The 18,044-nt window shown below is 38.1% G+C and carries 27 protein-coding genes; 23 read left to right on the forward strand and 4 right to left on the reverse strand.

Going from position 1 to position 18,044, the window contains the following annotated elements; translation table 11 throughout:
• Window positions 1–142: 142 nt before the first annotated feature.
• From KGF34_RS10770 to KGF34_RS10785, 4 genes are all read left to right on the forward strand, one after another.
• On the forward strand, window positions 143–889 hold the full coding sequence (locus tag KGF34_RS10770) for a 3-oxoacyl-ACP reductase family protein (RefSeq protein ID WP_252559012.1): 747 nt from the start codon (window positions 143–145) through the stop codon (window positions 887–889).
• A 92-nt stretch (window positions 890–981) separates the two neighbouring features.
• A complete protein-coding gene (gene trxA, locus KGF34_RS10775) occupies window positions 982–1,287 on the forward strand; it encodes a thioredoxin (RefSeq protein WP_101069734.1) in 306 nt (101 codons plus the stop codon).
• Between the two features lie 12 nt (window positions 1,288–1,299).
• Window positions 1,300–1,620: a rhodanese-like domain-containing protein gene (locus KGF34_RS10780; RefSeq protein WP_101069733.1), complete on the forward strand. Its 321-nt coding sequence runs from the start codon at window positions 1,300–1,302 to the stop codon at window positions 1,618–1,620.
• Between the two features lies 1 nt (window position 1,621).
• Window positions 1,622–3,313, forward strand: coding sequence for an FAD-dependent oxidoreductase (locus tag KGF34_RS10785; RefSeq protein ID WP_252559014.1), 1,692 nt, complete (start codon window positions 1,622–1,624; stop codon window positions 3,311–3,313).
• A 122-nt stretch (window positions 3,314–3,435) separates the two neighbouring features.
• On the opposite strand, the gene KGF34_RS10790 is transcribed toward KGF34_RS10785, so the two are convergent.
• The gene (locus tag KGF34_RS10790) at window positions 3,436–4,095 is read right to left on the reverse strand and encodes a Crp/Fnr family transcriptional regulator (protein ID WP_242961745.1); all 660 of its coding nucleotides are present in this window, start codon (window positions 4,093–4,095) and stop codon (window positions 3,436–3,438) included.
• Window positions 4,096–4,285: 190 nt separating this feature from the next.
• Between KGF34_RS10790 and KGF34_RS10795 the strand changes: the two genes are divergently transcribed.
• Together KGF34_RS10795 and trxB are read left to right on the forward strand one after the other, a co-directional pair.
• Window positions 4,286–4,603, forward strand: a complete 318-nt coding sequence (locus tag KGF34_RS10795) for a thioredoxin family protein (RefSeq protein WP_242961749.1) — start codon at window positions 4,286–4,288, stop codon at window positions 4,601–4,603.
• 15 nt (window positions 4,604–4,618) lie between these two features.
• On the forward strand, window positions 4,619–5,545 hold the full coding sequence (gene trxB / locus KGF34_RS10800) for a thioredoxin-disulfide reductase (RefSeq protein ID WP_242961744.1): 927 nt from the start codon (window positions 4,619–4,621) through the stop codon (window positions 5,543–5,545).
• A 314-nt stretch (window positions 5,546–5,859) separates the two neighbouring features.
• Here trxB and KGF34_RS10805 read toward each other — a convergent pair whose 3' ends face one another.
• The 3 genes from KGF34_RS10805 to KGF34_RS10815 all read right to left on the reverse strand — a co-directional run bounded on the left by KGF34_RS10805 (window position 5,860) and on the right by KGF34_RS10815 (window position 8,565).
• Window positions 5,860–6,393: an ImmA/IrrE family metallo-endopeptidase gene (locus tag KGF34_RS10805; RefSeq protein WP_055156982.1), complete on the reverse strand. Its 534-nt coding sequence runs from the start codon at window positions 6,391–6,393 to the stop codon at window positions 5,860–5,862.
• A gap of 285 nt (window positions 6,394–6,678) precedes the next feature.
• Window positions 6,679–8,007: an IS30 family transposase gene (locus KGF34_RS10810; RefSeq protein WP_252559016.1), complete on the reverse strand. Its 1,329-nt coding sequence runs from the start codon at window positions 8,005–8,007 to the stop codon at window positions 6,679–6,681.
• A gap of 147 nt (window positions 8,008–8,154) precedes the next feature.
• Window positions 8,155–8,565: a helix-turn-helix transcriptional regulator gene (locus KGF34_RS10815; RefSeq protein WP_055156980.1), complete on the reverse strand. Its 411-nt coding sequence runs from the start codon at window positions 8,563–8,565 to the stop codon at window positions 8,155–8,157.
• A gap of 151 nt (window positions 8,566–8,716) precedes the next feature.
• Here KGF34_RS10815 and KGF34_RS10820 point away from each other — a divergent pair, with 151 nt between their 5' ends.
• The 17 genes from KGF34_RS10820 to KGF34_RS10895 all read left to right on the forward strand — a co-directional run bounded on the left by KGF34_RS10820 (window position 8,717) and on the right by KGF34_RS10895 (window position 18,043).
• Entirely contained in the window at window positions 8,717–9,952 is a 1,236-nt protein-coding gene (locus KGF34_RS10820; RefSeq protein ID WP_252559018.1) for a DNA polymerase IV, read from the forward strand.
• A 13-nt stretch (window positions 9,953–9,965) separates the two neighbouring features.
• Complete coding sequence (locus KGF34_RS10825; RefSeq protein ID WP_101069729.1) at window positions 9,966–10,265, forward strand: hypothetical protein; 300 nt, start codon at window positions 9,966–9,968, stop codon at window positions 10,263–10,265.
• 3 nt (window positions 10,266–10,268) lie between these two features.
• On the forward strand, window positions 10,269–10,520 hold the full coding sequence (locus KGF34_RS10830; protein WP_055156974.1) for a hypothetical protein: 252 nt from the start codon (window positions 10,269–10,271) through the stop codon (window positions 10,518–10,520).
• 19 nt (window positions 10,521–10,539) lie between these two features.
• Complete coding sequence (locus tag KGF34_RS10835; protein ID WP_101069728.1) at window positions 10,540–11,277, forward strand: ImmA/IrrE family metallo-endopeptidase; 738 nt, start codon at window positions 10,540–10,542, stop codon at window positions 11,275–11,277.
• Window positions 11,274–11,462 (forward strand): hypothetical protein, encoded by a 189-nt coding sequence (locus tag KGF34_RS10840; protein WP_101069727.1) that lies wholly within the window; start codon window positions 11,274–11,276, stop codon window positions 11,460–11,462. The genes KGF34_RS10835 and KGF34_RS10840 overlap by 4 nt, the downstream gene beginning before the upstream one ends.
• Window positions 11,463–11,708: 246 nt before the next feature.
• Window positions 11,709–12,296, forward strand: a complete 588-nt coding sequence (locus KGF34_RS10845; RefSeq protein ID WP_101069726.1) for a chromatin SPT2 — start codon at window positions 11,709–11,711, stop codon at window positions 12,294–12,296.
• Between the two features lie 104 nt (window positions 12,297–12,400).
• Complete coding sequence (locus tag KGF34_RS10850; RefSeq protein ID WP_101069725.1) at window positions 12,401–12,961, forward strand: type II toxin-antitoxin system PemK/MazF family toxin; 561 nt, start codon at window positions 12,401–12,403, stop codon at window positions 12,959–12,961.
• Window positions 12,954–13,175 (forward strand): excisionase, encoded by a 222-nt coding sequence (locus KGF34_RS10855; protein ID WP_002587855.1) that lies wholly within the window; start codon window positions 12,954–12,956, stop codon window positions 13,173–13,175. The genes KGF34_RS10850 and KGF34_RS10855 overlap by 8 nt, the downstream gene beginning before the upstream one ends.
• A gap of 91 nt (window positions 13,176–13,266) precedes the next feature.
• The gene (locus KGF34_RS10860; protein WP_252559020.1) at window positions 13,267–13,497 is read left to right on the forward strand and encodes an excisionase; all 231 of its coding nucleotides are present in this window, start codon (window positions 13,267–13,269) and stop codon (window positions 13,495–13,497) included.
• Window positions 13,478–13,714 (forward strand): excisionase, encoded by a 237-nt coding sequence (locus KGF34_RS10865; RefSeq protein WP_230862189.1) that lies wholly within the window; start codon window positions 13,478–13,480, stop codon window positions 13,712–13,714. The genes KGF34_RS10860 and KGF34_RS10865 overlap by 20 nt, the downstream gene beginning before the upstream one ends.
• Window positions 13,715–13,728: 14 nt before the next feature.
• Complete coding sequence (locus tag KGF34_RS10870) at window positions 13,729–13,980, forward strand: excisionase (RefSeq protein WP_008789357.1); 252 nt, start codon at window positions 13,729–13,731, stop codon at window positions 13,978–13,980.
• Between the two features lie 11 nt (window positions 13,981–13,991).
• Entirely contained in the window at window positions 13,992–15,224 is a 1,233-nt protein-coding gene (locus tag KGF34_RS10875; RefSeq protein WP_101069724.1) for a tyrosine-type recombinase/integrase, read from the forward strand.
• Between the two features lie 286 nt (window positions 15,225–15,510).
• Window positions 15,511–15,966 carry a methionine--tRNA ligase subunit beta gene (locus tag KGF34_RS10880; protein WP_186935964.1) on the forward strand — a complete coding sequence of 152 codons (456 nt, stop codon included), beginning with the start codon at window positions 15,511–15,513 and terminating at the stop codon, window positions 15,964–15,966.
• Between the two features lie 244 nt (window positions 15,967–16,210).
• Window positions 16,211–16,900: an endonuclease/exonuclease/phosphatase family protein gene (locus KGF34_RS10885; RefSeq protein ID WP_252559022.1), complete on the forward strand. Its 690-nt coding sequence runs from the start codon at window positions 16,211–16,213 to the stop codon at window positions 16,898–16,900.
• 187 nt (window positions 16,901–17,087) lie between these two features.
• On the forward strand, window positions 17,088–17,465 hold the full coding sequence (locus KGF34_RS10890; protein ID WP_252559024.1) for a hypothetical protein: 378 nt from the start codon (window positions 17,088–17,090) through the stop codon (window positions 17,463–17,465).
• A 133-nt stretch (window positions 17,466–17,598) separates the two neighbouring features.
• Window positions 17,599–17,721 (forward strand): hypothetical protein, encoded by a 123-nt coding sequence (locus KGF34_RS11865; protein WP_333780938.1) that lies wholly within the window; start codon window positions 17,599–17,601, stop codon window positions 17,719–17,721.
• Window positions 17,722–17,740: 19 nt separating this feature from the next.
• Window positions 17,741–18,043 carry a GNAT family N-acetyltransferase gene (locus KGF34_RS10895; protein WP_333780937.1) on the forward strand — a complete coding sequence of 101 codons (303 nt, stop codon included), beginning with the start codon at window positions 17,741–17,743 and terminating at the stop codon, window positions 18,041–18,043.
• Window position 18,044: the final 1 nt, after the last annotated feature.

Genomic DNA, 18,044 nt, shown 5'->3' on the forward strand with positions numbered 1-18,044 from the left:
GTGTTAAATACGGATGGATAAACCAAAACCCTGGTGCGTGAGCAACAGGGTTTTTTATTGCGATATTTTGTGATGATATCACAGAAAATAATCTACCTTTTGCTTATAATGTAGTTAGAAATTAAGTAAGGAGGTAGTCTAAATGAGATTAAAAGATAAAGTTGCAATCATTACGGGCGGAAGCCGTGGTATAGGATTTGCTACAGCTGATAAATTCTTGAAGGAAGGTGCTTCAGTTGTGTTGGCAGCAAGTTCACAGGAATCGGCAGATGTTGCTGTAGATAAATTAAAAGAAAAATATCCCAATGCAATAGTTGCTGGAATTAGTCCAAATCTGGCAAGCATGGAGTCTGTCAGAAAGGCTTTTAAAGAGGCAACTGAAAAATATGGATGTGTCGACATACTGGTAAATAATGCAGGGATTTCAGAAAACACCTCATTTATGGATTATACAGAGGAGACTTTCGATAAAGTCATGGATCTAAATGTAAAAGGAGTATTTAATACTACTCGTGTAGCAACAGAATGTATGGTGGCAAGAGGCAAGGGGGTCATTCTCTCAACTTCTTCCATGGTGAGTATTTCGGGACAGCCAAGTGGGGTTGCTTATCCGGCATCGAAGTTTGCAGTAAACGGATTGACTGTATCATTAGCAAGAGAACTGGGACCTAAAGGTATTCGTGTTAATGCTGTTGCACCTGGGATTACAGAAACTGATATGATGAAAGCTGTGCCAAAGGAAGTTATCGAACCTATGATTGAAAGAATTCCATTGCGTCGTCTTGGACAGCCAGAAGATATTGCCAATGCGTTTGTGTTTCTTGCTTCAGATGAGGCGAGTTACATTACAGGTGTTATATTAAGTGTAGATGGTATGGCAAGAAGTTAATTTAATGTGGTATGGTGATGTAATCACGGAAAACAAATGAAATTAAGACTATAATAAAGCTACAAAAAGAAAAAGATAAGGAGGACTGTAAAATGTCTGCTATTAATATCAATAAAAATAATTTTGAGAACGAAGTACTGAATTCCGATAAAACCGTTCTTTTAGATTTTTGGGCATCTTGGTGTGCACCTTGCCGTATGGTAGTACCTATTGTAGAGGAGATTGCAGGTGAGCGTAGGGATATTAAAGTTGGAAAGATTAATGTAGATGAAGAGCCTGAATTGGCAAATAAGTTCAGTATTATGAGCATTCCGACTTTAGTGGTTATGAAGAATGGGAAGATTGTACAGCAGGTTTCAGGGGCGAGACCTAAGAATGCGATTTTAGAAATGCTTTAGGGAGGTGTACTAATGGGATTTTTTGATCTCTTTAAACAGTCGAATATTAATCAAGGCATAGAAGAATATAAAAGGACTGCTGGTGCAGTTCTGCTGGATGTCCGTACTCCGCAGGAATATCGGGAAGGACATATACCAGAAAGTAAAAATGTGCCGTTGCAGCAACTAGACAATATTATTTCTGTAGCGAAGAATAAGGATATCCCTCTGTTTGTATACTGTTATTCCGGTTCTCGGAGTCGTCAGGCAACTGAGATACTGCAACGAATGGGATACTCTAAAGTAAATAATATCGGTGGCATTGCAGCTTACTCAGGAAAGGTGGAAAAATAAGATGAAGGTAATAATCGTAGGAGGTGTAGCAGGAGGAGCTACAGCCGCAGCAAGAATACGCAGACTGGATGAACATGCAGAAATTACTGCGTTTGAAAGATCCGGATACATATCCTATGCTAATTGTGGGCTTCCATATTATATTGGAGACGTGATCACAGACCCGGAAGAACTTACACTACAGACACCAGAGAGTTTTTTTAAACGCTTCCGTATTAACATGAAAATTCATCATGAAGTTATCTCCATACATCCGGATCGTAAAATTGTTTCAGTGAAAAATTTGGAGAATGATGAGATATTTGAAGAAAACTATGATAAGTTGATTCTTTCTCCAGGTGCAAAGCCAACACAGCCGAGACTTCCCGGAGTAGGTATTGATAAACTTTTTACACTTCGTACCGTAGAAGACACTTTTCGGATAAAGGAATATATAAATAAGAACCATCCAAAATCGGCTGTATTGGCAGGTGGCGGTTTTATTGGTCTGGAACTGGCAGAAAATTTGAGGGAGCTTGGCATGGATGTTACGATTGTCCAGCGGCCTAAGCAGCTGATGAACCCTTTTGACCCGGATATGGCATCCATGATCCATAATGAAATGAGAAAGCATGGGATAAAACTGGTACTGGGCTATACAGTAGAAGGATTTAAAGAAAAAGACAACGGGGTGGAGGTTCTGTTGAAAGATAATCCATCCCTTCAGGCTGATATGGTAGTTCTGGCAATCGGAGTCACACCAGACACAGTATTAGCAAAAGAAGCCGGTCTGGAACTTGGCATCAAGGAAAGTATTGTAGTGAATGACAGAATGGAAACCTCTGTACCGGATATTTATGCTGCAGGTGATGCAGTTCAGGTAAAACATTATGTTACGGGTAATGATGCGCTGATTTCTTTGGCAGGACCAGCCAATAAACAGGGCAGAATCATCGCTGATAATATTTGTGGCGGTGATAGTCGTTATCTGGGCAGTCAGGGAAGCTCCGTTATAAAAGTGTTTGATATGACAGCAGCCACTACAGGTATCAATGAAACAAATGCCAAAAAGTCAGGATTAGAGGTAGATACAGTAATTCTTTCTCCTATGAGTCATGCCGGTTACTATCCTGGCGGAAAAGTGATGACCATGAAGGTGGTTTTCGAAAAAGAGAGCTATCGTTTGCTTGGCGCTCAGATTATTGGATATGAAGGAGTTGATAAACGTATTGATGTGCTGGCAACAGCAATTCATGCGGGGCTGAATGCAACCCAGTTGAAAGATCTGGATCTGGCATATGCACCACCTTATTCTTCTGCCAAGGATCCGGTAAACATGGCTGGATTTATGATAGACAATATTGCAAAAGGGACATTAAAGCAATGGCATTTGGAAGATATGGACAAGATTTCTAAAGATAAAGATGTGGTGTTGCTAGATGTGAGAACTGTAGGTGAATTCAGCAGGGGGCATATTGATGGATTCAAAAACATACCTGTAGATGAACTGAGAGAACGAATTAGTGAAATTGAGAAAGGAAAGCCTGTGTATCTGATATGCCAGAGTGGTCTGCGCAGTTATATTGCGAGCCGTATTCTGGAAGGAAACGGTTATGAAACGTATAATTTCTCTGGCGGATTTCGCTTCTATGATGCAGTGGTCAATGACCGTGCGCTGATTGAAAGGGCATATGCATGTGGTATGGATTATTAAAAAAATAATCACGATATTTTTATAATTTTCTTATAGCATAAAAAGATCCCCCATTTATTAGAATGACTTTCATAATTCTGATAAATGGAGGATTCTTCTTTATATGTTATAGAAAAACAGTTTTATGACCTTTGGAGTGTTTCCAGTCTTTTTGGATCAAGGATTGTAATTTTGCCGCGGGAGAGTTTGACGAGACCCTCGCCTTGAAAGTATCGAAGCATTCGAGTGATAACTTCCCTGTGGGAACCAAGATGATTAGCAATCGTCTCATGAGTGATTTTCAGCTCGTTTGTTCCTTCGATAGAGGCCTCTTCTAAAAGAAATGAAGCAACACGCTTATCCAAACTCTTCCACATAATCTGTTCAATCAGCCACATGACATCAGAAAAACGGGTAGCCATTAACTCATTGGTATAGTTTGCGACAGGAGCAGATTCTTTCATGATGCCCTTATAAATTTCAGCAGGGATGATCCAAAGATCCGTATCTTTTTCTGCTTCAATGGTTACTTCAAATTGAATAGACCGCATGATACATGAAGCGGATAAAAGACACATATCCATATCGAACAGACGGTAAAGTGTAATCTCCCGTCCTTCATCTGAAAGTATGTAAGTTCGAAGCTGTCCAGATTTAACCAGTAATAATCCGGTACAATCCATGTTCCCGTTGTGAATGATTGTTCCTTTTTTCACATGCTGTGTGATCAAATTGTCTGAAATTAGTTTTTTCTGTGCTGTATTTAAGTCATTCCATAGTGGAAAATAATTTTCGAAGCTCATAATAGTTATCTCCTTTATGAACATAGTATACTTGCTTTTTTAAGATGTGTCAATTATGTAACTGGCATATGCCATAAATAGAAATAAAAAGAAGTGTAATAAAGTAAATTATCTTTTCTGTGATATCATCACTGAAGTAAGACTTTTTATGAGGTATATTAAGTTCAAACAGGAGAAGGAATTGAAAAATATGACATCAATAAATAAAGAAAAGTTTGGACAATTAATTCATAAAGAAAAACCGGTTTTGGTTGATTTCTGGGCACCTTGGTGTGGTTATTGCCGTAGAATTGGAGCGGCTTATGAAAAAATAAGTGAAGAATACAGCGATATTCTTATTGCTGGAAAAGTAAATATTGATGAAGAACCACAGATTGCAGAAGCTGAAAAGATTGAGATAATTCCTACGCTGGTTTTATATCGAGATGGAAAGGCAATAGATTCTATTGTTGCACCTGAATCAAAAATAATGATAGAGAAATTTATTAATGAAGCATTGGAAAAATAAAAGGAGGACTGCTGTATGAATGAAAATCATGTTTACGATATGATTATCGTGGGGGGAGGACCTGGAGGGTATACTTCAGCATTATACGCAGCCAGAGCAGGATTTGATACAATTGTTTTAGAAAAATTATCTGCAGGTGGTCAGATGTCATTGACCTGGCAGATTGATAACTATCCTGGTTTTGAAAATGGAATTGACGGATTTTCATTGGCAGAGAAAATGCAAAAACAGGCGGAAAAATTTGGCGCTAAAAGTGAATATGCTGAAGTTTTTAATATGGATTTAACAGGAAAGCTTAAGAGAGTAGAAACTAGTTCGGGAATTTATATTGGGAAAACAGTAGTGATTGCTACTGGAGCAAATCCAAGAGAACTTGGTCTCGCTAAAGAAAAAGAATTGATAGGTCATGGGGTTGCTTATTGTGCCTCCTGTGATGGTATGTTTTATAAAGATAAGATCGTGGTGGTTGTTGGTGGTGGAAATTCTGCTGTATCAGATGCTGTTCTTTTAAGTCGAATTGCTAAGAAAGTCATCATTGTTCATCGAAGAGATACATTACGTGCAACGAAAATCTACCATGACCAGCTGATGAAAACTGAAAATATAGAGTTTAGATGGAACAATACAGTAAATGAACTGATTTATGGAGAACGATTGACTGGTGTGCGGTTGAAAGATACAGTTACAGGAGAAGAAAACATTATAGAATGTGACGGCCTGTTTGTGAGTATAGGAAGAAAACCGACAACAGATTTTTTAGATAATCAGATAGAACTGGATAATAAAGGATATCTTGTAGCAGGTGAAAATACTGAGACGAGTATTCCAGGTGTTTATGCTGTAGGAGATGTCAGAACAAAGTTACTTCGTCAGATAGTAACAGCTGTGGCAGATGGTGCTATGGCAGTACATATGGCAGAAAAATATATGGGGAAAATGTAAAGTGAACTCCGCCTTTTAGTATAGGAATTGTTTTGTTAAGTTAAATAATGAAACAGAAAATAGTCATTTTGATAGACCATATTTACTATAAATAATCAGAATTTGAAAACTGTTCATCAGTATAACCTAAAATAAGACTTTGTCCTGCTGTCAACACAGGTGTTTTATTTTTATTGTCATACTCTGTGCTTTCAACAATATAGGCTTGTGGTTGCTCGTATTTGAATATTTCTCAGAGTTTACGCTGTTCCAAAGAATAATGGAAATCGAAGTAATGCAAAGACCGTCAGATCTCATTCGAGAATTGACGGTCTTTACATTTTTCTGTTATATCTGAGAAAGTCGTTTCTATGTTCCTGTTTCCTAAAATTGTAGCCTTGTGAATTGAGAGTATCAACTTTCAAAGCGACAAGATTTATGTCGGAGTGCATACAGCGAGCAATTTGCTGAATATCATACCCCTGTTTAATATATTCAATAATCGTATCGTCCGGTAAAGAAGCCTGAGCTGCAAAGACATTGGCTTCGTATTCCATCCGGTTTTCACGCATATCAAAGATATTAAATTCTTTGAATCCTCCGGCTGAAACTGCTTCTTGGCGATGAAGAACATCGTGTCCGATTTCGTGCCATAATACGATTTGTTCAATAACCGGGTGCAAACCGTTCTGAAGAAAGATAAATCGATTCTTCAAGATTACCTTGTATGCTCCACGCTGTTTCGTAAAATCTCGATAGAGAATATGTATCCCAAGCTCATCAGCGACTTTATATGGATTACGAGTGCCACATCGTTTGATGAGCCGGTTCACTATCTTGACAATCTCATCCTGCGTATTATATCCCAAACGGCTCACCTCCCTTGCAGTGCCATTATAACAGATATATTATCCATTTGCTTAAATGACAAAGTGAAGTTAGGGTAAATATACCCTTTTTACAACAAAAAGCCAAATAAGCGGTTTTATGTGGCTTTTAAGAGGATATATACCCTCAAAAAGCCGAAATTTAATATATCTCACTGTCTTTTTTGCATGGCAAAGCAGACAGATTGAAATCTCGTTTTGTCAAAGTGAACGCAACCTGCCTTAGCTTAAAAATATGTTGCGGTCACCATCTGCAATTGTTTAAAGTTACCGTTTCAGCAGTGCCGGTGTTAAGTTCACTTCGTCTGCCGGTACGGTATGTAATCCCATCAGCTCCATCAACCGAAGTCTGCTCTTGTCGGTGGTGGCTTCGTAGGGGGATTTGTTGCCGAGAGATTCTCGGCGAATACTGTTAATATTGTTGGCAAGAAGAAGCATATCTTCCTGCGTGTATGGATTTAACGTCTTGCCCTTTGGCAGAACATAACGGATAAATTCGTGGTTCTTCTCAATCTGTGGCTTTTGCCAGGATGCCTGAGGGTCACAGTAAAAGACCTTGGTTCTCTTCTTACCATCCTCGGTAGTTTCTAAATCTCTTGTATGCTTGAACTCGCTGCCGTTATCGGTGAGAATTACAGGAAAGACTTTGCGGAATTCTTCAAGTCCTAAAAGGCCTGTCAGCATATCAAATTGTTCCACTACGGTATCGGCTTTGCCGTCACGCATAAGAAACATCAGCATCATATTGGTGTTACAGAAATGCAGTGTCAAAAGGCGTTTCCCTTGTTCACGACATCCCTTTACTGTATCCATTTGAATTATGGGTGTATCGGGATGTTTTTCCATATATTTCAGGTAATCATCATAGCCTCGGTTTTTGCGGAATTCTTGGTTCAAAAAGCCTTCGGACACTTCTTTTTTCTTCCGTCTTGGCTTGTATGCCACCTTTCGTCTGAGGTCAATGTTTCCTACGCTTAAAACACCTTGGTCGATGTAACGGTAAAGAGTTCTTTGTGAAATACCAAGTTCATCGCCGTGTTCCGACCATATATGTGTCAGTGGTTGCCCTTTCAAAATTAACGGTGAAACCAATTTATCAAGTTTTTCAAGGTCTTCACCACGGGTTTGTATCTTGCTTCTGGAGTTGGAATATCTCCGCTTTGCCATTGCATCTGCTTGCTGAGCATTGTAGTAAGCTCTATCTGCTTTGCATTTTCTTCTCCGCACACAAACATTGCAAACATACGGCGGTTTGAAAAGTACAACGCAAGGGGTATTGTTGTATCTTGTGCAAAGTTCTCTGCAATCGTATTCACGGCAAGTCACACACCGCCTTGAGCATCCATCCTTTCCGCATAATCCTTTGGTTTTGCACTCTCCTGCATAGTGACAATCCTTTCCACAATGATGCTCTCCCGGTGCAATTGTTCTATTTGCTCGGATTTCCCTTGAAACACATTCCGTAGTTTTTCCTATCTTTTTTGCTATCTTTCCTAAACTTAATTTTTGGTAAATTCCACATTCAATAACTATCCTTTCAGACAATGATAAACGACTCATATTTTCCTGCTTTCCGCAGACAGTAACCATTTTCATTTTACCATACTCTTTTGTCAAGGTGAACCCGTGGTATTTCTCTTTTTTTCCTCAAAAATCCGAACTTCACTTTGGCAATTTAGGATATTATCCATTTTTTTATAAACCATCTGCTGTCCCATAAAACGGACAACGCACAGCGAGAGGTTACTCGTCTTTGCGATACTTTTTCGGTGTGTATTTCTTGTTGTTTTTCTTAGCAATAAGGTACGCTTCCTGAATGGCATCAACCATTTCACGCATGTCTTCGTCAGCCATTTCTCCGCCGGCAAATAAACCGGTTACTTCTGCTAGAAGTTCTTTTGCCTGCTTTGCACCTCTGTGTCCGTAATTATCTTCAACATCTGCAATAAATGCTTCATCTTCCGATAAAAGATAGTTGATATTTACACCGAGAGCTTCGGCAAGTTTCTTATAGCGTTCTGTTCCTCTTGGACGGGAACTGTCATTCTCATAGGAACTGATAACTCTACGAGTAACGCCGATTTTTTTCGCCAACTCATCCTGATTTAATCCGAGTCTGTTTCGTTCGTTCTTAACTTTTTCGCCGAATGTCATCTTGATTGTTCACTCCTTGTCTTAAATTATGTAGTTAAACTTCGTCTACACTCTTGACAAGAGAAGTTTAATTGCGTATAATAGCAAGTAAGAAGTTTAACTACTCATAGTTTATACTAAACTTCTCAAAAAGTCAAGGGGGTTACGCAGAATGGCTCGAAATATTTTACATTGCGATATGAACAACTTCTATGCAAGTGTTGAGTGTATGCTTAACCCTGCTCTGAAAGAATATCCGGTTGCTGTATGCGGTTCTGTTGAAGAACGACACGGAATTGTCCTTGCTAAGAATTATAAAGCAAAGGCATTTGATGTGAAAACCGGAGATACCGTCTGGCAGGCACAACAGAAATGTCGGGATTTGGTTATTGTTCCACCGCATTATGAGGAATATATAAAATACTCAAAACTTGCAAGAAGCGTGTACGAACGATATACAGACCAAGTAGAACCTTATGGTATGGATGAGTGCTGGCTAGATATTACCGGAACAGGTAGTCTTTTCGGCTCTCCGGTGGAAGTTGCAAACAAAATCAGAGAAACGATTAAGTTTGAACTCGGACTTACTATCTCCGTTGGTGTTTCATTTAATAAGATATTTGCAAAACTCGGCTCTGATATGAAGAAGCCAGATGCAGTAACGGTTATACCAAAGGATACTTTCAGAGAAAAGATATGGAAACTCCCATCGGCTGATTTGCTCGGTGTAGGCAGAGCGACACAGCGTACATTAGACAGCTATGGGATTCGTACCATCGGGGCTTTGGCACAGACCGACCCTGAGTTCCTGCGAAGCGTATTAGAAAAAAACGGAGTTGCATTATGGAATTACGCAAATGGCAATGACCTTTCCCTTGTTGCCAAGAAAGACTTCGTATCGCCTATCAAGAGCGTAGGACACGGTATAACGACAGTTGCAGACTTAGAGAAACCGGAGCAGGTGTGGCCCGTGTTACTCGAATTGACCCAAGACATCGGACACAAGCTCCGAGTCCACGGACTGAGTGCCGAGGGAGTTGCCATACACATTAGAGATAACACACTATGTACAAGACAATGGCAGACCAAGATTGACTTGCCTACGCAATCGCCGATGGTTCTTGCCAAGAGAGCATTTCAACTTTTTGAAGCAAGGTATGGTTGGTACAATCCAATCCGTTCCGTAACAATCCAAGCAATCAATCTTATTCCTCAAGACACGCCCCGTCAGATAGGATTATTTATGGATGTGGAAAAGCAGGAAAAGTTGGAACGACTTGAAAAATGTATTGAAACAATCCGCAGATGCTTCGGTAAGGACAGCATAAGGAATGGAGTTCTGTATCAGGACTTGCAGCTACCACCGGAAAAAGTGGAAATCACTATGCCGACGGGAATGGTCGGCTAAGGAGGGCTTAATTGTGATTGATGAAAGTGATGTACAGGCATATGTAAGAATGCCTGATTGTTTAATAAAAGGATGCAGTGATGATATGGCTATCTTCATTGCGGACGGCGGAAACCATTTTACCGATTACGTAATATACGAAGGGATGTTTTTATTCTTTGGTTTGAATAAGCCGTTTCTAAAAGGTCGGCTTTCCTGCTACATTAACAAGAATGATGACGCAAAACCGAAATACAGAGTCTCAGATAAAGACATCGACGGATATGAGCATTTGGGAAGATTGGTTGTAACAATGAGAAATTATGAGGTATAAGCAATGGAGTGTGAAAGAAGAAAAGTATATGTCGAAGTAAATGTGACGCATAGACCTGATGGAACGGCTCGTCCGAATTCCATTAAGTTTGAAAATGATGAGATATATGAAGTTGACCGTGTAATGCAGAAGTGCAGAGCCGCCGCTACTAAGGTCGGTGGCACAGGCATTCGCTATACGGTTCAGATTTGCGGACAGTCGGCTTTTCTGTTCGATGAAGAAAACGGAAAGTGGTTTGTCGAAGCAAAATCCTAATGTTAGGAGGGCTAAGTAATTGAAACGCTTATCGAGAAATGATATAGAAACAATTTCAGAGAAATTTGTAAAGGCATATTTTGAACTGCCTGAAATAAAGAAATCACAGGTGTACCGCATTGAGCCGGAGCTAATGCTCGAAAAGGTACTTGGACTGACGATTGAGTATATGCACCTTTCCTATGATGGAAGCATTCTCGGAATGACATCGTTTGGGGAACTCGGAGTGCAGGTATTTGAAAACAACGACGATGAAGCCTTTTTCTTCTTGGATGGCAAAACGGTTCTGGTCGAATCTGACCTTAACTATGACAACAACCTGAAAGGAAGAAAGAATTTTACACTTATGCACGAAGGCAGTCATCAGATATTCAAGATGTTGTTTCCAAATGATTATGGAATAACGGAAAAATCAGCCGGAGTGCATTATTACAAGGCAACCGCAGACACAGAGAAAAGCAGAATAATTACCGATTGGGAGGAATGGCAGGCAAATACACTTGCGGCTGCAATTCTGCTTCCGAGGTGTCTGATAGAAAAAGGAATGTTTTTGTTTGGGCTTGGGGATAAAATCGAATGCCTAAATAAAATCTATTATCCGGCGGTATATGAAAGATACGCAGCACTTTCAGATTTTTTAGGATGCTCAAAGAAAGCACTTGCAATACGAATGAAACAGCTTGGACTCTTGCACAAGGATTATCTTGATAATCCGTTTGACTACCTTGCTGTTTATCCGGAGGTGTATAAGATTTGACAAGACTGGAACAGAAAGTAATCGTCAGGTGCAAACGCTGTGAATGGCGTATCTTTGATAAAGTCACGATGACGACAGGAAACATTGAAATTAAATGCCCGAAATGTGGGTATGTAAATGAGATTGACCTTTCACTGCGCAGAGGTAATCTCAAATTCAGAACATTTAGAACAAACAAGAAATGAGCAAACAACTGAATAACTGAGCTTTGTACCGAGCCACGGAACCTGAATGAGTTACCAAATAGCCGGACATTGAGAATAACGGGATAACTATATCCTTGCGTTCTTGATGTTCGGCTATTTTTTTGTTGCTCCGAAACGGAGAAGCAAATGAAAAAGCAGTGGCAGGCATACATAGCTAAATACCCGTAATCTCCAAATTTTCTATATAAAAAAGCAATTTTAGAAAATTCAAAGGAGATTACGAAAATGACAAACAAACTTACATTAACGGAACAAGAAGAATTATTTGCAAAGGACTGTAAACTTATCAACCTCAAATATGAGTATGACGGATATACCGGCACAGAGAAATGGGCGATTATAACTGAACTTACTGAAGGAGAACTGTGGGATAAATATCCGGATATTATCAGCAGATACACTCCATTTGTCCTGCTGTCTGTGGCACAGGGAAAAGTGATTATTGACGATAACAGAGAAACTCATAGATGTGAAATGCGAGATGCAAGACATTTAGATGCTTTTTGTTATGAGGATGATTTATTTGAGCAATTCCATAATGAAGCATTCTTAGATTTTGTTGACCCATTTGAACTCAGAGAAGCAGAAGAAATTGCAGAGAGGAAAGAATTACAGCGTCTGCGTGAAATTGAGAAAGTTAAAATAGTGCTTTCAATGATGAAACCAGCTCAGGAACGAAGATTGTATAAGTTTGTCATTGAGGGTAAAAGTTGTCGTGAAATAGCAACAGAAGAAGGAACTTATCACAGTTCTGTCAGCAAGTCTATTGAAGCGGCAAAGAAAAATTTTAAGAAAATTTATGAGAACCTCTGATTTTGGGTGTCCAAAATGAATCCTTTTGTGCAATGAGTGAAGGGGTTATTTCATTCCAGATACGAATGACACTTCAAAATATTTAGAAATGTGAGGTTTTACATATGAAAGAAAAAACAATTTGCCGTGGGGATTTATTCTACTACGACTTCGGAACACGAACAGGTTCGGTACAAAGCGGAACACGACCAGTGCTTGTAATTCAGGAAGATGATTATAACAGAAACGCACCAACAATTATTGTGGCTGCTGTAACAGGCGTTATCAAGAAAAGATACCTGCCGTCACATATCCTGCTCGGTCAGGAGTTTGGACTCAAGAAGCCGTCAATGGTTCTACTGGAGCAACTTCAGACAGTAAACAAAGATGAACTCAGAGATTACATCGGAACGATTGAAGATGAGCAGCTTTTAAGGCGAATAAATATAACGCTTAAAAAGACTTTTGGACTTTGGATTTATAAGGAAGAAAAGAAAGAAAATATCCGTTGCCTTTGCTCAAAGTGCCTGAAAGATTATATTCACAATCCCGATTATATCGTGCGTCGGCTTGACCCGTTTGCTAAGGTCAAAGACCATTGTGATAAATGCAATCAATCCGGTTGGGATTATGTGATTGCTGAAAGACAGCACAACGCAAGAGGAAAGGGGTGTCAGAATGTCTAAGAAAAGATATGAAATTGTAAGTTATGACATTCCGCTTTGGTTAAAACCTGTTTTATCGGTAACGGAAACTTCAATTTACACAGGGATAAGTGCCAATAAGATATATGAAATGTCTGAATCAGAGGATTGTCCGTTTGTGATATGGATAGGAAGTCGCAGGGTAATCAAGAGAAAATCCTTTGAGGAATACCTCGAAAGGCAGTATTCAATATAGTAAAAAGTCAAATCTGCGATGAGTCCGATTGCATAATGGGCTTATCACAGAAAAATGAATATACTGATGCCATCAACGCAAGGAGGACGAAATGCAAAGCAAAAAAGAAATGCCATTAGAGCATAAACCTATATTAACCATAAGAGAAGCGTCTTTTTATACAGGAATCAGTGAAAAAAAACTGATTGAAATAACAAATCTATATGCCTGCCCATTTGTATTGTGGATGGGTAATCGCAGATTTATCAAGAGAAAAGCATTCAAGAAATTTATTCAGACATCGGAATTTAAGGGAGGTGCAGATGATGAACAGATTGAGTGATGAGTGGTTTTCCAGTAAAAGCGAGAGCGTTCCGTTGTGGCATAAGATAGCACTTTCTATTGATGAAATGTATGTATATACGGGCATTGGTAGAGAAACAATACGAGAACTTACAAAGCAACCGGAAGCAAAACAATTTACATTGAAAATTGGGAAAAGAACTCTAATTAAACGCAAACAATTTGAAGAATATTTAGACCAGATGTGTTCTATTTGAGGGGAGGAATGTAGATGTACAAAATAGATGGTTCTGAACTTTATGAATATCAGCAACAGCTATTGCAACCACCGGAGGATATACCGATTTGGGAAAAGAAATGTCTTACGGTCGAGGAAGCGGCTGCTTATTCAGGTATTGGAGAGCGAAGATTAAAGGCACTATTGATGGATAAGGATTGCAGTTTCAGAATTGCAAGAAGCGACAGGCTTTTAATTATACGAGAGAAGTTAGAGGAGTTTATTGACTCAAGCACAGAATTGTAGGAGGTAACACAATGGCAAATACAAAAAGAAAAGATAAATCAAGAAAGGTTCTCCGCAAAGGGGAATCGCAACGTCCGGACGGTACTTATCAATTCCGATGGACAGATGAGAACCGTAAAAGACATTGTATTTATGCTAGGAACTTGGATGATTTAAGATATAAGGAAGATGAAATCGACAAGGACAAGAAAGACGGTATCAAGGCAGAAGCACGCTATACATCACTTAACGATATGTATGAACTTTGGAGAGATTTGAAACGTGGAATAAAGAATAATACTTTTGAGAATTACAAATATATGTACGAGACATTCGTGCGTAATCAGATTGGTTCTCAATTCATAATGTCTATAAAAAAGACTGATATAAAAAGATATTACAACAGTCTTGTTGATGAAAGACATCTGAAACCCGCAACGATTGATAGCATACATACCGTTCTACATCAGGTCTTTGAAATGGCAGTAGATGATGATTATATCAGAAGCAATCCAACAGACAATGTTTTGCGTGAATTGAAAAAATCACATTGTTTTAAGACTGAAAAACGCAGGGCATTAACCAAACCAGAGCAGGAACTTTTTCTTAACTATCTGAAGAACACACCGGAAGCACAGTATTGGTATCCAATATTTGCGGTTATGGTCGGAACTGGATTGCGTGTGGGCGAATTGACCGGACTCAGGTGGTGTGACATAGATTTAGAGGAAAGCATTATAGATGTGAATCATACGCTTGTTTATTATGACCACAGAACCGAAGGAAGCAAGAAAGGTTGCTATTTCAATGTGAATACAACCAAGACACCGGCAGGTATGCGACAAGTTCCAATGCTTGAATTTGTGAAAGAAGCATTTTTAATGGAAAAAGAAAGGCAGGAACTTCTTGGACTGCATTGTGAAGCTACGGTTGATGGATATACGGATTTCATTTTTGTAAACCGTTTTGGTCAGCCACAGCACCAAGCAACGCTCAATAAAGCAATTCGTCGCATTATACGAAACTGTAATGATAAGCAGTTTCTGGAAAGTGAAAATCCAGAGGTTTTACTTCCACACTTTAGCTGTCATTCTCTCAGACATACATTTACCACAAGAATGTGTGAAGCCGGAGTGAATGTGAAAGTCATTCAGGACGCACTCGGACACAAAGATGTATCTACTACATTGAACATCTATACAGATGTAACAAAGGAATTAAGAAAGTCAGAGTTTGAGGGATTGGAATTACAATTTAATCAGTAAATAGTCAGAGAATCAGAAAGAGAGCATATGCCGTAGAGATGCGGGGTATGCTTTCTTTACTTTATGACGAGAAAGTGGTAGAATGATATACAAGACTGATGGCAATGCTATAAACCCAAAACTAAATAAGGATATACACCATTTACACCAATTTTTACACCAAACCTCATTTTTACCTTCACGAAACAAGTGGGAATGGTGTAGAGAGGTTGAATAAAAGCCCATTTATAGGCGATAAAATTTATAAAATGGTTTTAAGTCGTGAGTGGACGATTTCGTCCCGACAATGAAGTCTTTAGACAGCGACAATAAAAAGTCTGCTGAAAAAGCACCTGAAGTTAAGGAAGAAGTAAAAGAAGAGGTTATCGATTTCTCTAAGGTTGAAATCGAGCCTATGTTCAAAGACTTTGTAGATTTTGACTCATTCAGCAAGTGTGATTTCCGTGCGGTAAAGGTAAAGGCTTGCGAGGCTGTTAAAAAGTCAAAGAAACTCTTACAGTTTACTCTTGACGACGGAACAGGCACAGACCGCACAATTTTAAGCGGTATTCACGCTTATTATGAGCCGGAAGAGTTAGTCGGCAAGACACTTGTGGCAATCACAAATCTTCCACCGAGAGCAATGATGGGTATTGACTCTTGCGGTATGCTCCTTTCCGCCGTTCATACAGAAGAGGGCGAGGAAAAACTCCACCTATTAATGGTAGATAACCATATCCCGGCAGGTGCAAAGCTCTATTAAGATGATGTAAAGATGTACCGTTTTACCGAATAGACGGGACGTACTTCATTTGATAAAAAACTGAAAAAACAGCGATTTACATCAAACCTACATCATTTGATGCAGAATTAAGTGCAAGCAAGAAAAAATCGCATAATTAGTGCAATGAGTGGGCAATTCCAATCGGGATTGCCCATTTTTAAAATAAACAGAAATACAAATCAGAATTTGTGAGGGGTAAAAAATGCTATTATTGACACTTAATATGAATATGTTTAATTTCGTTATTGATGACAGTTTTAATGATTACTTTAACTTTATTTTACCTGATATAGCATTTATTCAAGAGTGTAGATATAACAGGATTAATAAACAATATCATGCAGAATGGGCAGGAAATTATAAAGAACCTATTGATAGCCGAATTCATTTATCAGTAGCAATTAGTAAAGATGAGAATATTTCAAAGTCTAATATTGATTTGAATGATGATTACACTTGTGTATTTGTTGAATATGAAAAATATAAATTTGCAGGTGTTCATCTCCCATTAATTGATAAAAAAAGAGAAAACGAGAGGAAGCGTGAAAAGATACTGTCAAAAATTAAGAAAAGTGACTCTAAAATTATTTGCGGTGATTTTAATGCATGTTCAAATAATGAAAATCAAGAATATTTAGAAGAGCTTTTAAATGATAATTATTACATTGATTTATGGCAAGAAGGTATAAATCAAGAAAAAGCATATTATATAAATTTTTTTGGGAAAAAAATAAAAGCAGATAGTAAGAAAAATAAAATTAGAACATTTGTTGGAAATAGACATATTGATTATATATTGGCAAAGAAAAATTTTTTAAATTTAAAAGAAATCAGAATTGATTTTAGAACTTTAGCTTTTACTGATCATTGTGGTATTATTTTGGATTTTGATATTAATCCAAAAGACAAGTAAACAAACAGACAATTTCCAGTTTGCCAACTTGCCCTTTGAGAGAGGAGAAAGCCTTTTCTCAAAGGGATTGTGAAATATAAAATATTATGTTAAGATACATAGTATAACGAATGGGCAATTCCAATCGGGATTGCCCATTTTTAAAACAAACAGAAATACAAATCGGAAGTTATAAAGGAGAAACACTATGGGATTATTTGGTAAAAGCAAAAAAGAGCGAGAAAAAGAGTATATGAACAGATTAGATGTTCCATTATGTTTAAAAGAAGACTTTGAATTGATTATTGATGATGTATTTATAATTATGGGGGTTGGAACAGTTGCCACAGGAAATATATCAACAGGAATGTGTAGAGAAGGAGAAAATGCGTGTGTTTATAAAACAAATGGAGGTGTATTAGAGACTATAATTACTACCATCGATATACATACAAAAGAACGAAAATCAAATGGTTGTGGATATAAAACAGAACATGTTGGACTTGGGTTAAGAGGAGTTTCTAAGGAACAATTAGAAAAAGGAGATAGAGTGATTGTAAAGAATGCCAATATGTATGAAATGTAATTACAAATTCCAGTTTTTCAACTTGCCCTTTGAGCGAGGAGAAATCTTTTCTCAAAGGGCTTTTTATTTGAATTGACTTTAACATATCAAATGTTATAATATAAAAAACAATAAATTAAATAAGGACATTGATATGAAGATATATGAAGCGGCTGAAAGAACACCGCAGTTATCGGAAAATCTGTTAAATATTTGGGAAGACTCTGTTCGAGCTATGCATCATTTTTTATCTGATACAGAGGTAAAAGCAAATTAAAAAATATGTTCCGCAGGCTTTGAGTAAGGTTGAGCATTTAATTATTGCCGAAAATGAATTTAATAAAATTATCGCATTTATGGGGACTGAAAACAATAGGCTTGAAATGTTGTTTATTTGTTCGGCGGAAAGAGGAAAAGGTATTGGCAAGCAACTTTTGAAATACGGTATTGAAAAATTCGGTATAAAAGAAGTTACCGCCAATGAACACAATCCGCAGACGGTAGGATTTTATAAACATATGGAATTTGTAACATATAAAAGAACCGATTATGATGAAGAGGGAAATCCGTATCCTCTTTTATATATGAAAATAGTTTAAT

The organism is Ruminococcus sp. FMBCY1, assembly GCF_023921805.1.
GTDB classification, from domain to species: Bacteria; Bacillota; Clostridia; order Oscillospirales; family Acutalibacteraceae; genus Ruminococcoides; species Ruminococcoides intestinale_A.